This window comes from Streptomyces sp. NPDC002958 (genome assembly GCF_055563255.1).
In genome coordinates this window covers 41,635-56,306 of record NZ_JBVHDS010000026.1, presented here as the reverse complement: position 1 = coordinate 56,306, position 14,672 = coordinate 41,635, and the positions used below count along the sequence as shown (strand labels likewise).

The window sequence follows — 14,672 nt, the reverse complement described above, 5'->3', positions numbered from 1 at the left end:
ACCGTACCTTTCGGATTCGATCAACCAGGGCGCAGAAATTCATGGGCGAATCGGTGTGGGGAATTCAGGAGATCCGGAGCCGCCGCTCCCACAGGTACGTGTAGAACGGCAGGTGGTGTTCGTGGAAGCGCCGCAGCAGGGCGTCGTTGTCGATCGTCCTGTCATAGGTCCGCTCACGGCGCTGCACCGTGGAACTGACACTGACATCGGCGTGCCAGCGGGCGGACTGGCTCCACTCCGGTCGCTCCCCCGGCTGCCATCGCAGCGCGTCCGCGCGGAAGGGCAGGTCCACCGCCGCGCAGTATTCCCGAACCGCCTGCTCCGGGTGGTCGACGAAGTCGTCGGAGTCCAGGACCACCGGATTGCCGCCGGCTTCGAGCACTGCCTGGTAGATCCTGTACAGGTACTCGATGCCCACTTCATGGAGGGCCATGTCCGGCTTGAGTGCCGCGAACGACGGAATGATCTCCCGCGGGTTGCGCAGCAGGAAGGCGTGCCGTCCGCTCTTGAGGAAGTCCGGGCGCTCGAATATCGAGTCGTAGACGCAGTCGGTGGTGTCCTTGAAGAACACGGTCCGCTGAGCGGAGAGTTCGATCAGGGTGTCCGTCAGGGCGTCCGTGGAACGCACCACACGGTCACCGACCTCCGTACTGTCGTCATTGGCAATGTTGCAGAACGGTTCGTGCAGGGTCAGGAGGTCCTGGCGTTCCACCATCATCCGGAAGAACACGGTGGAGCGGGAGCGGGGCGCGCTCCACAGCGCGAGCAGCGTGGGGCGGCCGGCGGTCGTGCTCATTGCGCCGGCCCTTCCCGCGCCTCGATCTCGCCGACGGCCCAGTCGACGATCGATCCCGCGATGTCCATCCCGGTCGCGTCGATGGCTCCGTGGAACTCGGGGGTGTGGTTGACCTCGTTCGCGTACAGCTGCTCCTGCTGGTCGATCAGCAGGTCGACGCCGAGGAATCCGCCGCCCACCGCGTGTGCCGCCGCCACGGCGAGTTCCGTCAGTTCGGGGGTGATCGGGCAGGGTGTGGCCGCGCCGCCGATGGCGGTGTTGGTCCGCCAGTCGTCGACCGCGTTCTTGTAGATCGCGGAGATCACTCGGTCACCGGCGACATAGACCTTGATGTCGCGTCCGGGCTTGTCGATGTGTTCCTGCAGATAGAACACGTGCTGCTGCGGATTGGGCAAAGCGGCCCGGTGTTCGAGGATGGTCCGGCCCTGCTCCTCGTTCTGAACCCTCGCGGTCAGATGGCCCCACGATCCGGTGACCGGTTTGATCACCACGGGGTATCCGAGCTTGGGCAGGGCGTCCAGGGCGGAGTCGGTTCCCCAGGCGACCGCGGCCTGCGGCATCCGCAGTCCCGCGGTGTGGAAGGCGAGCGCGGTGCGGAGCTTGTCGCCGCAAGTCTCCAGTACGGCCGGCTTGTTGTACGTGGGAACTCCGAGCGCTTCCAGCGTGGCCGCGACGGAAGCGGCACGGCTGTGGCTCACCTCGCGCATGAGGGCTGCCCGGTAGGGCGGCTGGCCGTCGGTGAGCAGCACCTTCAGCTTCCGGGGATCGACGTGCTCGCAGCGCAGACCGCGCTTTTCGAACGACTCGAGGATCAGTCGCTCCTCCCGACGGATCCGGGAGGCGACGACGGCTATGGGCATGGCGGTTGTGTCCACGAGGGCCCTTCCCGATCCGCGCCGTACTGCCATGCGGTGCGGATCGTTTTCGGTGCAGATCGATGTCGGATGGGGGGGTGCCGTCGGCCTGCCGCAGGTCAGGTCCGCCGGGACAGCGCGTCCGCCGCGAGATCGAGCTGATCTAGGGCGACGTCGAGACGGCGGACGAGTTCGGTGCTGTGGCGGCGCAGCTCGTCGGGCCGGTGCCGCTCCCAGACCCGCCAGTGCGCGCCCGTCATGCGCACCGCGGTCCAGCCGTGTGCGACGGCGTCCACTCCGGCCGCGGCCTCCGCCAGTTCGGGGATCCGCCATTCCACCGACCGGGTACGCAGGAACTCGGCGTGCAGACCGGCCTGGGCCTGGATGTTCCAGCTGATGACGTACAGCTCGCTCAGGGCCTCGGAGGCGGCGTCCGTCCCGGGAGTGAGCGCGCACAGCTGGTCGAGGTAGTGACGCAGTCCCGCCTCCCCGGTCTGGGTCGGTGCGGTGGACCCCTGCCGGTACCGGGCGACGTTCTCCCGGATCACATGACCGACCCAGTCGGGGTCCGGTTCCGGAGTAGGTCCTTCCATGCGCGTCCGCAGCCAGCGTCGGCCGCTGGGGCTGGCGCTGAAGAACACGTCCGCGTCGTCCGGCGGGTTGAGCGAACCCCAGCTCGCCAGGAAGTCGGCGATGGGGATGGCGCCCTGGAAAGCGGGCGGCTGGGCGTCGGAGACGTACACCTCGGTGTCGGTGATCCGGTAGACCACCAGGAGGTGTGCGGCGTGCACGTCGTGGAAGGCGGGGCGGAACGGCAGATGGAAGTTGTCGACCGCGGCGATGGGCAGGTCGCCCGCCGCCAGCGCCTCGCGCAGATCGTCCAGTCCGTCGCCGCGCTGCCAGGTCGACTCGAACGGATGGAAGAGCGCGAGTCGCCGGGCCAGCGAGTCGGGCTCCGAGAAGAAGAAGTACTCCTCCGAGCTCCAGGCCCCGGGGTGCCGGCGGAACTCCCACGGTGCGCCCAGGACGGTGACCGGGTCATGGCCGTCGTGGATCAGCGCCGTCGCCAGAGTGCCGTGCAGGCAGCTGCCCAGATCGCGCGTCCAGAGCCGGACGGGCCGTGCGGTGGTGTCCGTGGTGGTCATATCGAGCCCTCCTCTGCGCGTCGCACGTCGACTCCCGTCAGCAGGGTGAGGGCGAAGACGTGGATCGCGACCGACCGCGGCAACCGCAGGGACACGGCGGTACCTCGGCGCGGCATCCCCACCCGGGTGAGCCACATCGTGGTGGGCAGCCGCTCCTGGACGTGGTGCGGGTAGTGCATTCGGGAGGTACGGAAGGCGGAGACCTCTCCGAACGCCGGCGTGCCGTCCAGGAAGTCCGACACCCCCACACGGAGCGGATCGGCGTGCCCGTCGTCGTAGTGCGCCCAGATCGTGTCCTCGCTGCGCCGTTCGGAGGCGGCGAGCAGATAGATCCAGTCGTACTGGCCCGGCGGGATCTCGATGAGCTGGGCCTCGCACCGCACGTTGTCCCCTTCCGGGGTGGCGCGCGCCCAGGTGAAGGGGATGCCGGCCACCTCGATCAGGGCGCCGGGCTTCGGGAGTTCATCCGCGGGGAAGGAGTTTCCCCATGCGTTCAGCCTGCCGGAATCTAGGTCGGAGGTGCTGGTCGTCGCTCGGTTGTTGAGCAGATCGTCGAGGTCGACCATGCGGAATTCCGCTGCCGACGCCGTTGCGGGCAGCCTGTGCACGCGCGGACCTGGCTTGGTGCCGGTGAGTACCGAATCGGTTGCCACTTGAGTCATCAATCCCCCAGTCACTGGAGCGAGCCGTGCGTGCGGCCTGCCACTCCAGCCGGATCAGGCACGGTGTTGAAATCGACGATCATGGTGTCGCGCCAGGCCGACTCGGACGTCTCGTCGGGCCGGATCTCGCTGACGTCGTGCTCCATCGCCGTGTCGGACAGGATCAGGGTTTCCAGTGGCTCGGTCATGGTGACCGAGTGCTCCGCCTGCGACGCGCCGTTCCGGAACACCTGGTTGCGTCCCCCGACACACTGGTGCCGGTCGATCAGGTGGATGGCCACGTAGGAGTGACCGTCCGAGTGGCGGCCCTCCGGCGCGGGTTCCGACCCTTCGTCGGCGTCCGCGAGGACGCGGATGAAGTGGATGCCGAGTTCCCAGTCCTGCTTCCCCGCCACCTCGTTGACCAGAGCGATGGTCTCGCGGAGTACACGAGGGAAAAAGCTGCCGGCCAGCACGGTGTCGGTCAGCGGCTCGAACACGCGCAACTGATCACCGAATGCCTGGTTGATCTCTTTGCTCTGGAAGAACTCGGTGCCGTGCAGCGGCTCCAGAGTGCCGTCGCGATGGGCGAGCACCCGGCCGAACCGGCGATTTCGACGGCACCGTTCCTGTCCGAGATAGGCATCGGGAACCAGTTCGTTCCATGAGGAGGCGAACTGCGTCCACTCGTGTCCTTCCGCCGGCGTGCGCAGGCGGCCGTGTGCCCAACCGTGTTGAGCGAAGTGATCGGCGCGCAAGCCTCCGGGCGTCGATGTATCGATCAGCACTGAGTCCTGACCTGGCATGCGCGGCTCCCCCTGGCGGTTCGACGTCAACACAGAACCCACGGTCATCCCGATCATTATACTACAAATACCACATGAGCGTCTTGTTGACTTTTCCGAGACTCTACAGTGGGCCGGGCACGGGACACGGATGGATCACACGGTCCCGGGCCCGGCAGGAGCGGGGTGGTGAGGTCGCCACCACCCCGGGTCGAACCGCCTGTCAGCCGGCAGCCGCCGTGGCGACTTCCCGCTGCCCCTGCGCGTCCGACTCCTCGTCGGCCACGGTGAGTTCGTCCGCTTCGCCCCCGACCTCGGTGGCCAGGAACTCCGCCAGCGCGCGGACCGTGGGGTTGCTCCACAGGATCGTCGGCGGCAGGTCCACCGCGAAGCACCTGTGCAGTCGCACCCGGAGCGCCACGGTGAGCACGGAGTCGACACCGAGTTCGAGCAGCGGTCGGTCGATCGCGATGTCGTCCACCGCGAGGTTGAGCTCGGCGGCCACCTGCTCGTGCGTCTCCTTCAGCACCAGCTCCGGCAGTTCCTGCGCCGGTACGGTGGCCCAGTCCACGCCGCCTCCGCCAGTGCTCTCCGCGCCAGCGTCGGTGACCGAGAGGTGCGAGAACACCGGCAGCGTGTGGTCGGGCATGACCCGCATCACCGCGACGTACGGCAGGCCGAACCGGTCGGCGTACGCCCAGCTGCGCAGCGCCTCGGAGACGGTGATCCCACCGAGTCCGCGGGACTCGGCCTCCAGGATCGTCGCCCTGCCCGTGGTCTCGCCCATGCCGCGGCCGATCCACTGCGCCCAGGCGAAGCTGGTCGTGCCTGGCTCGCCCTGGGAGCGCCGCAGTGCCGCGAGCGCGTCCAGGAAGGAGTTCGCGGAGGCGTAGCTGACCTGGCCGGTGAGCCGTGCCAGCTGGCCGCACGAGGAGAACATGGTGAAGAAGTCCAGCGTGCCGGCCGGGAAGAGCCGGTGCAGGACCATCGCGCCGTCGGCCTTCGGACCCATGGTGGTGTCCAGGTTCGCCGCGCCGGTCTTCTCCACCAGCGCGTCGGACACCACACCGGCGCAGTGCACGATGCCGCGCACGGGCGGCATGTCCAGGGCGCCGGGGTCGAGGGCGCGAGCCGCCGCCTCGGCATCGGAGATGTCCAGCCGCAGAACCCGCACGGTGGCTCCGGCCGCCTCCAGGGCGACCACCTCGGCGATCTGCGCGGCCACCGCCGGGTCTTCCACCCGGTCCCACTCCGACCGGGACGGAAGGCCCCGGCGGCCGATGAGCACCAGTCGCCTGGCACCCTGCTCGGCCAGGTGCCGCGCGGCCTCCAGGCCGAGCGCGCCCAGGCCGCCGGTGACCAGGTACGTGCCGTCGGGACGGCAGTCCACCGGCTCGCGCTCCGCGGGCCGCTCGACCTGCCGCAGCCGGGCCGCCGAGACGCCCGAGGGGGCGAGCGACAGCACGTCCTCGGTTGGCGGCAGGGCGCCGACCAGCCAGGCCACCTGCTGCGGCTCGACGCCCTCCGCGACGTCGATCACGCCGCCCCACAGGTCGGGACGCTCACCGGCGACGATACGCCCGGCGCCCCACAGCGGAGCGTGCGCGAGGGCGGCCTCCGTGAGACCCGCCCGTACCTCCTGGGTGAGCACCCACACCTTGGGCCGGCGCTGCTCGTCCGGGATCGCCGCCACCTGCTGCACGGCGTCGACGAGCGCCTGCGTGTTCCGGCGGGCCGCCTGCTCGGGGGCCTCCCCGGGCAACAGCGCCTCGGGCGCCACGATCACCACGTCGTCGGAGGTCAGCAGGCCGTCGCCGATCCCGGCCGCGTCCGTCACCGCCCAGGTCTCCACGCCGCGCGCGGCGAGTGCCTCGACCAGCGCGGAACCGGCGGCGGGCTGGCCCACCAGGAGGGCCTTGGCGGGCACCCGGGCGTCGGCCGGCACCTCCACCGGCTCCCAGACCAGCTCGTGCACCAGGTCGCGCGGGCCGACCGCGCCGGACCCGATGTCCTGGACCTTGACGTAGCGCAGCCCGCGGGCCTCGCAGACCACCGTGCCGCTCTCGTCGGCCACCGTCATGCTGATGGTGTCCGGCGTACGCGGGTCACGGACGGTGTGGACGTAGATCCGGGGCGGCGGGGGGCCGACGAAGGACAGCGACTCCAGGTGTGAACAGGTCCGCAGGACATTGGAGTTCTCGTCCATTACCAGCACGCCGCTGGCGGTCAGCGCGGCGTCGACGACCGCGGTCCAGCTGGACGGGTGCAGCTTCGGCGTGTGGTCCACGGTGATCGTGGACAGCTGCTCGTCCTCGCCGCGCAGGAGCTCCTCCACGACCCAGGGGAAGGTGTAGCCGTCCACGCCCATGGTCCGGAAGATCCCGTCGACCTTGGCCCAGGTCCACGACTCCGGGCAGCGGGCCCGGATGACGTCCGGGTCCTCCATCGGGGTCGCCCCGACCTCCGGCTCGTGCACGACGGTGGCGGTGGTGTGGGTCAGCCACTCGTCGTCGCGGATGCCGCCGCTCTCCTGGTCGCGTTTGATGCGGCTGGCGATGCGGACCTTGTCCTGCTCCATCACGACCTGCACGACACGCGTCGGGTGCGCGGCCAGCGGGATGCGGAACACGATGTCGCGGAGGCCGCAGGCCGGTTCGCCCTCGTTGGTGGCCGCGCGGATGAACGAGTTGAGCACCACGGAGGCGGGCACCGTCTCCACGCCGACGACCTTGTGCGACTGCGCGTAGGGGCGGTTCTCCATGTGCAGCTCGGTCTGCCAGACCCGCTGGACCGGGGCGCTGGCGACGGTGGTGCGTGCGCCGATCAGCGTGTGGGTCTCCGGGTCGTGGCCGAAGCCCGCGCCCTGCTCCGGTGCGGTGTCCGGGAAGATCCAGTACGACCTGTGCCGCCAGCGCACCGCCGGGACGTCCACCAGGTCGCCGTCGTACGACCACGCAACCGGGCTGCCGAGGCTGTGCAGGCGGGCCAGGCCAGCCAGCATGGTGCGCTGTTCCGGCTGCTCCCTGCGCAGGGTGATCACCACCTGTGCGTCGGAGATCCTCGCGTCCAGTGCGGTCTCGGTGATGGAGTGCGCCACCACCGGGTGCGAGGAGACCTCCAGGAAGACCCGGGTGCCGTCGTCGAGCGCGGCCCGTACGGCCTGGTGGAAGCGGACCGGGTCGGCCAGGTTGGTGGCCCAGTACTCGCCCTCGCGGGCCGCGTCGGAGCGCGGGTCCTGGAGGGCGGTGCTGTACAGCGTCACCCGCGGGGTGGCGGCGTGCAGCTCGCCGGCGGCCTGCCTGACCTCGTCGAGCACGTCGTGCACGTGCGGACTGTGGAAGGCGACGTCGGTGTTCACCCGGCGGGCCTGGATGCCCTCGGCCTCCAGGTCGGCCAGCAGCGCCTCGACCGCGTCGGTGTCACCGGACACCACGGTGGACAGGGGGCTGGCGGCGATCGCCGCGACCACGCCGTCCCGGTCGGCGACCCGCTGTTCGACGTCGGCGAAGGCCATCGGCAGCATCGCCATGGCGCCGCGTCCCGCGACCTGCTCCAAGGCGCGGGCGCGACGGCAGGCGAACCGTGCCGCCTCCGCCCGGTCCAGGCTTCCGGCCACCACGGCGGCGGCGATCTCGCCGACCGAGTGTCCGATGATCGCGCCGGGGCGCAGGCCCAGTTGCGACCACACCTCGGCGAGGGCGACCTGCATGGCGAAGGTCATCGCCTGGGTGCGGGTGACCGTCCAGGGGCCGCCCGCCTCGATCGCCTCACGCGGGGTCCACCCGAGCTCCTCGGCGAACACCGGGGCGAGTTCGTCGATGACCTCGGCGAACACGGGCTCGGTGGTGAGCAGTTCCTGTCCCATCCCGGCCCACTGCGCTCCGTGCCCGGAGAACACCCAGGCCGGTCCGGCCGCGCCGCTGTCGCCGAACGCGGACGCGGACTCCAGGGCCACCGCGGGCGAGGTCTCGCCGTCGGCCAGCGCGTCCAGTCCCGCCACCAGTTCCTCGGTGGTGCCGGCCACCACGGCGGCGCGGTGGGCCAGGTGGGAGCGGCGGGCGGTCAGGGTGTGGGCGAGGTCGTCCAGGTCGGCCTCGGGGTGCGCGCGCACCCACTCGGCGACCGAGCCGGCCAGTCCTCGTACGCCCTGCTCGGAGGCGGCGGACACGGGGAGGACCCAGGGTCGGGCGGGCCGCTCGGCGGCGGGGCGCTCCGCCGCGTCCGGGCGCGGCGGTGCCTGCTGCAGGATGGCGTGCGCGATCGAGCCGCCCACGCCGTAGCTGGAGACTCCGGCGCGCATGCCGTGCTCGCCCTGCGGCCACGGGGTCGGTTCGCCGACCAGGCGCAGCCCGGCGGCCTCCAGGCCGAGTTCGGGGTCGGGCTCCTCGTGCACGCTGGGCGGCACTTCGCCGTTCCGCATCCCCAGCAGGACCTTGATCACGCCGGCGATGCCGGAGGCGGCCTCGACGTGGCCGACGTTCGGCTTGAGGGTGCCGATCAGCAGCGGGTTGTCGCTGTCCCGGCCGGGGCCGAAGACATTGCCGATGGCGTGGGCCTCCGCGGCGTCGCCGAGCCGGGTGCCGGTGCCGTGCGCCTCGACGTACTGCACGGTGCCCGGGTCGATGCCGGCCCGCTGGTAGATCTCTTCCAGCATGCGCTGCTGGGCGGCACCGTCGGGTGCCATCATTCCGTCGGAGCGACCGTCCTGGAAGACGCCGCTGCCGATGATGAGCCCGTGCACGGGATCGCCGTCACGGACCGCGTCGGACAGGAGCTTGAGTACGACGACTCCGCCGCCCTCGCCGCGCCCGTAGCCGTCGGCGGCCTTGTCGAAGGACTTGCTGCGTCCGTCCGGCGAGGTCGCGGAGGCCGCGTCCAGGGCCACGACCAGGGCCGGCGAGGCCATGATGTTGATGCCGCCGACGATGGCGACGTTGGTCTCGCCGCTGCGCAGGGCCTGGCCGGCCACGTGCAGGGCGGTCAGCGAGCCGGCGCACGCGGTGTCCACGGCCATGCTGGGCCCGTGCGTGTCGAGGAAGTACGAAATGCGGTTGGCTATGCCGTAGAAGGTGGTGCCGTTCACGGCCCAGGCACCCGTACGGTCCAGGTCCTCGAGCAGTCGGCGGCCGTAGTCGTTGGAGTTCGCCGCCACATAGACACCGGCGTTGGTGCCGGCCAGTGAGGACGGCGGCAGTCCGGCGTCGCAGAGCGCTTCCCAGGCCATTTCGAGCATGATCCGCTGCTGCGGGTCGATGTACTCGGCCTCGCGCGGGGTGATCTGGAAGAACTCGGCGTCGAAGCCGTCGATGTCCTGCATGAACGAACCCTTGCGGGTGGTCTTGCGCAGGATCTCGCGGGTCCGGCTGTCCGTCTCGTACGGGTCCCAGCGCTTGTCGGGCATCTCGCCCACGACGCTGCGTCCCGCACGCAGGAACTCCCAGAGCTGGCCGGGGGTGTCGAGGTCGGGGGCGAACCGGCAGCTCATGCCGATCACTGCGAGGGGCTCCACGGACGAGTCCGGAGCCACGGACGGGTTCTGCACATTCTCAGCCAACGCGATCCGCTCCCTTGTCGACACCGGCGCGGCGCAGACTCAGCGGCCGCAGATCAGTCCATACCTGGGCGATGTGCGCCAGGCATGCGCTCTTGGGGCCGTCGAAGCCCTCCGCGGCCCAGCCCTCCGGGATGTTCTGCCCGGCGGGCCAGATCGAGTACTGATCCTCGTGGTTGCGCACCACGAGGTACGTACGCTCGTCCGTACTCACTCCCACTCCCATCGATCATGCTGTGATGTGCGGTCCTGCTGTTCAGCCGTGCGAAGGCCGGGCATCCTCCCGGCCGGTTCAGATCGCCGGAGAGGACGCTTCGAGCGTCCGGATGTACCCGGCCAGTTGGGCCGGGGAGTTCAGGGCCCACGTGCGCAACAGCTCGTCCAGCTCGCCCGGTTCTCCGGGGGCGGTGAAGCGGCGCAGGGTGCGGGGGGCCGCGACGGAGGGATCCGCGGCAAGCCGGGCGGCAACCTGGCCGGCGATGCCGGCCACCCAGACCCGGTCGGGGTCCAGGTCGCCCACTGCGGAGTACCACGCGTGGTCCGGGCGAGGACTCAGCGTGTGGCCGGCGGCGCGGATCGCCGCCACCAGGTCGCGGGTGGAGCCGACGGCCGCCGGGACGGCGTCCAGGTAGCGGGTGCCCGCCTCGGTGTGGTCGCGGTCGGCAAGCAGCACCGCCCGGGCGACGGCGTCGGCGGGCAGCGCCTGGAACAGCTCATTGCCCTCCAGCTCGAAGCTCTCCGGGAAGCCACCGGTGTCGATCATCGCGCGGGACCAGCTCCACACCGCGTCGGCGGGGTTGATCTGGAACCGCCGCTGGTCGCCGAAGACGCTGGGGATCCGGATCACCACGGCGGGTACGTCCAGTTCGGCGGCCAGGTGGAGGTACTGCTCGGCCATCGCCTTGGACCGTACGTATCCGTTGGCCGCGGACGGCAGTGCCCGCAGCGGCCCGGGCGGCACGGTGGAGCCGGGCGGGTGGGCGGCGGAGTCTGCCACCGAGCTGGTGGACACCAGGGTGAGGACGCTGCGCCGGCCGAGGGCCGCCAGTTCCAGCAGACCGGCCATGCAGTGGGTGTTCGTGGCGGCCAACTGATCGTACGGGTATACGTGGTTGACCCAGGCCGCGGTGTGGATGACGCGGCCCGCCTCCCGTGCCAGCCGGTCGCGGTCCGGTCCGGAGAGGCCGAGCCCGGGCGCGGCAACGTCGCCGTCCACCAGCTCCAGTCGAGCGGCGTGCTCCTCGTGCCACAGTCCGAGGTCCGTCATCCCCGCCACCAGCCGCTCGCGGCGGGCGGCCCCGCCGCGGACCAGACAGATCACCCGGCCGCCGTCGGTCAGCAGTCCGGCGAGCACGAACCGGCCGACGAACCCGGTGGCCCCGGTGAGCAGGACGGTGTTCCGGTCGGCGTCGGTACGCGGCCCCGGGCGCGGTATCCCGGCGGTGCGGGCGGCCAGGTCCTCGCGTACCTCCGCGAGCTCGGCCGTCGCGTCCGTTCCAGGTCCGGGGGCCGCGGTGCTCGCCGCGGCGGCGCGCACCTCGTCCACGGCGTCGGCCAGCGGCTGCAGCCGGGGGCAGCGGAAGAGGGTCTCCATCGGCATCTCGACGCCGAGCGCGGTGCGGATGCGAGCGACCATGTGCATCACCATCAGGGAGTGCCCGCCGAGCTCGAAGAAGCTGTCCTCGCCGCCCACCGCGGGTACGCCGAGCAGATCGCACCAGATAGCGGCCAGTTGCCGCGCCGTGTCGCCGCGCGGTGCCTCGCCGCGCGGTCCGGTCGGCTCCACCCGGTTCCTGCGGTCGGCCAGTGCCTGCCGGTCCAGCTTGCCGTTGCGGGTCAGCGGCAGTTCGTCGAGCACGGTGACCGAGGCGGGCACCATCCATTCCGGCAGCGAGCTCAGGAGCGCCCGGCGGATCGCGGTGCCGGTGATCCCGGCGCCCTCGGCAGGTACGACATAGCCGGCCAGGGTGGCCGCGCCGACCCGGTCGCGCTCCACCACCACGGCGGCGTGGGCGACGGCGTCGATCGCGTCCAGAGCCGCCTGCACCTCGCCCGGCTCGATCCGGTGGCCGCGGATCTTCACCTGGTCGTCGCTCCGCCCCAGGTAGACCAGTTCTCCGTCGTCGCGACGCACCGCCAGGTCACCGCTGCGGTACATGCGGACGCCAGGGCGTCCGGCGAACGGGTCGGGCAGCATGCGCTCCGCGGTCAGCTCGGGGTTGGCCACGTATCCCAGGGTCACCCCGTCCCCGCCGACGAAGATCTCGCCGGGCACTCCAGTGCCGACCGGGTGCAGCGACGCGTCCAGCAGGTAGAGCGACAGGTCGGGCAGCGGGGGGCCGATCAGGGACCCCGGCTCGGCCAGGTCCTTCTCGCGCACGGGGCGCACGGTGACGTGCACGGTGGTCTCGGTGATCCCGTACATGTTGATCAGTTCCGGCTGCCGGTCGCCGTGGGCGCTCATCCAGGGGCGCAGTGCGGTGTGGTTGAGCGCCTCGCCGCCGAACACCACGTACCGCAGCGCCAGCGGGCCGGAGTGCTTCAGCAGGGTCTCGCTGACCTGGCCGAACGCAGACGGGGTCTGGCTCAGTACAGTGACCTGCTCGTCGCGTACGAGCTCGGCGAACACGTCCGGGGCGCGGGTCGCCCACTGCGGGACGATGACCAGCCGGCCGCCGTGCAGCAGTGCGCCCCAGATCTCCCAGACGGAGAAGTCGAAGGCGTAGGAGTGGAACAGCGTCCACACGTCGTCCGGCCCGAGCCGCAGGTGCTCGTCGCAGGCGGCCAGCAGTCGCAGCACGTTGCGGTGCGCGCCGAGCACGCCCTTGGGGCGGCCGGTGGAGCCCGAAGTGTAGATGACGTACGCGGGTGCGTCCGGGGAGACGTCGACGGCGGCCGGACCGGGTGAGCCGTCCGCCCAGGCCGGGTCCTGCCAGTCCAGCACGAGGACGTGCGACCCGTCGTCGCGGGTGCCCAGTGCGGACGCCGACGCGGTGGCCGGGGTGGCCAGCACGGTCCGTACGCCGCACTCGGCGAACTGGTCGGCGGTGCGGTCGGCGGGGTTCTCCGGGTCCACGGGCAGGTAGGCGGCGCCCGCCCGGAGCACGCCGAGCACAGCGGCGGGCAGGTCCACGGTGCGGTCGAGGACCAGGGCAACGATGCTGCCGGGGCCTTCGCCGCGCGCCTGCAGGGCGGCCGCGATCCGGTCAGCGCGGGCGGACAGTTCCGCGTACGTGAGCTGTTGCCGTTCGTCGGAGACGGCGGGGGCGTCCGGGCGCAGGGCGGCTTGCGCGGCGAACGCGCCGTGCAGGGTCCGCTCCGCCGGGCCGGTGTCCTCGGACCGGGTCAGGCCCCGGGCGGGAATCACCGTCCGCTCGCCGGACGCGAGGATCTCCAGGTCGGCGACCGGGGTGTCCGGTGCGGCCAGGCCGGCGCGCAGCAGCGTCTCCAGCCAGCCGGCCCAGCGGGCCACCGTCGGCGCGTCCAGCAGTTCGTCGTCGTACGGCAGGTAGCCCACGACCTCGTCGCCCTCGCACCACAGTTCGGCCATCAGGTCGTAGTGGGTGGCGCCGCCGTCCAGTTCGGCGAAGGAGATCTCCAGGCCGGGCATCGCGGGCGGGGTGGGGGCGCCGTCGCGCAGCGAGAAGGAGGTCTGGAAGATCGGGGTCTCGCCCGGGCGCCGGGAGGGCTGCAGCTCGCGCACCAGCATGTCGAACGGCACGTCCTGGTGGGTCATCGCCTCGGCCAGGGCGGTCCCGGTGCGGCGTACCAGCGTGTGCAGGTTCGGCCGGTCGCCGACCTGGACGTGGATCGGCAGCCAGTTCAGGAAGTACCCAATCATCTGCTGCAGCTCCGCGCGCGGCCGGCCGGCCACCGGGACGCCGACGACCAGCGACTCCGAGCGCACCAGCCGGGACAGCAGGGCGATGTAGCCGGCGAGGAACGCCCCGAGCAGGGTGGTGTCGTGCTGCCGGGCCAGCTCGCGCAGTCCGGCGACCAGGTCGGCGCCGAAGCGTATGTGGTGGAACTGTCCCTGGCTGCCGCGGATCGCGGGCCGGGGGCGGTCGGTGGGGAGGTCGAGGCTGTCCGGGGCGCCGGCCAGCCGCTCGCGCCAGTGGTCCAGCGTGCGCCGCATCGTCGCGCCCTCGACCGTGGCCCGCTGCCACTCGGCGAAGTCGGGGTAGTGCAGGTCGAGCGGGGGCAGTTCGGCCGGTTTCCCAAGCTCGCCGGCGTACAGCTCGCCGAGGTCGTTCAGCAGGATTCCCAGCGACCAGTTGTCGGAGACGATGTGATGCTGCACCAGGACCAGCAGGTGCTCGCGCTCGCCCGTCCGGTACAGCGTGCAGCGCACCAGCGGTCCCGCCGCCAGGTCGAAGTCCTCCGTGACCAGTGCGGAGGCCTGCTGCCGGGCGGCGGTGGCCGGGTCCGCGGCGGTGCGGCAGTCGATCCGCTCCAGCGGGATCCTCATCTGCTCGCGGACGACCTGGTAGGGGCGGCCGTCGCGCTGCCGGAAGACGGTGCGCAGCGCCTCGTGCCGCTGGACGAGCTGTTGAAGGGCCCGCTCCAGCGCGTCGGGGTCCAGTTCGCCGTCGAGCCGCAGGGCGACCGGGACGTGGAAGATCTCGCGCCGGGTCAGCAGTTCGTACATGAACCACAGCCGCTCCTGCTCGAAGGAGCAGAGGGCCTCCGCGGCACCGCCGGCGCGGCGGTTGATGCCCAGGTCGGCGCCCTGGCGGGCCAGCAGCCGCTCCACCAGCCGGCGCTTCTGCGGGCTCAGTTCGGCCAGCCGTGACCGCAGCGAGGCCAGGTCGGGCGCAGCCGCGTCGGCCACCGGTGCATCCGGCCGGGTCTGCGGCTGCTCGGTGGGCAGATCCATGGCAGAAGACTCCTTGTCGGGTCG

Annotated in this window: 8 protein-coding genes; all 8 read right to left on the bottom strand. The window is 71.4% G+C overall.

The window, feature by feature from the left end; all coding sequences use genetic code 11:
- Positions 1-64: 64 nt before the first annotated feature.
- Positions 65-796, bottom strand: coding sequence for a sulfotransferase-like domain-containing protein (locus tag ACZ3IC_RS29055; protein WP_467420908.1), 732 nt, complete (start codon positions 794-796; stop codon positions 65-67).
- The gene (gene lysX / locus ACZ3IC_RS29050) at positions 793-1,656 is read right to left on the bottom strand and encodes a lysine biosynthesis protein LysX (RefSeq protein WP_467420907.1); all 864 of its coding nucleotides are present in this window, start codon (positions 1,654-1,656) and stop codon (positions 793-795) included. Before lysX ends, ACZ3IC_RS29055 begins: the two co-directional genes overlap by 4 nt.
- A 113-nt stretch (positions 1,657-1,769) precedes the next feature.
- Entirely contained in the window at positions 1,770-2,795 is a 1,026-nt protein-coding gene (locus ACZ3IC_RS29045; protein WP_467420906.1) for a BtrH N-terminal domain-containing protein, read from the bottom strand.
- Complete coding sequence (locus tag ACZ3IC_RS29040) at positions 2,792-3,448, bottom strand: hypothetical protein (protein ID WP_467420904.1); 657 nt, start codon at positions 3,446-3,448, stop codon at positions 2,792-2,794. Before ACZ3IC_RS29040 ends, ACZ3IC_RS29045 begins: the two co-directional genes overlap by 4 nt.
- A gap of 20 nt (positions 3,449-3,468) precedes the next feature.
- On the bottom strand, positions 3,469-4,299 hold the full coding sequence (locus tag ACZ3IC_RS29035) for a 2OG-Fe dioxygenase family protein (RefSeq protein WP_467420903.1): 831 nt from the start codon (positions 4,297-4,299) through the stop codon (positions 3,469-3,471).
- A gap of 145 nt (positions 4,300-4,444) precedes the next feature.
- Positions 4,445-9,775, bottom strand: a complete 5,331-nt coding sequence (locus ACZ3IC_RS29030) for a type I polyketide synthase (protein ID WP_467420902.1) — start codon at positions 9,773-9,775, stop codon at positions 4,445-4,447.
- Positions 9,768-9,998 carry an MbtH family protein gene (locus tag ACZ3IC_RS29025; RefSeq protein WP_467420900.1) on the bottom strand — a complete coding sequence of 77 codons (231 nt, stop codon included), beginning with the start codon at positions 9,996-9,998 and terminating at the stop codon, positions 9,768-9,770. The genes ACZ3IC_RS29030 and ACZ3IC_RS29025 overlap by 8 nt, the downstream gene beginning before the upstream one ends.
- 66 nt (positions 9,999-10,064) lie before the next feature.
- The gene (locus ACZ3IC_RS29020) at positions 10,065-14,648 is read right to left on the bottom strand and encodes an amino acid adenylation domain-containing protein (RefSeq protein WP_467420897.1); all 4,584 of its coding nucleotides are present in this window, start codon (positions 14,646-14,648) and stop codon (positions 10,065-10,067) included.
- Between the last annotated feature and the right edge of the window lie 24 nt (positions 14,649-14,672).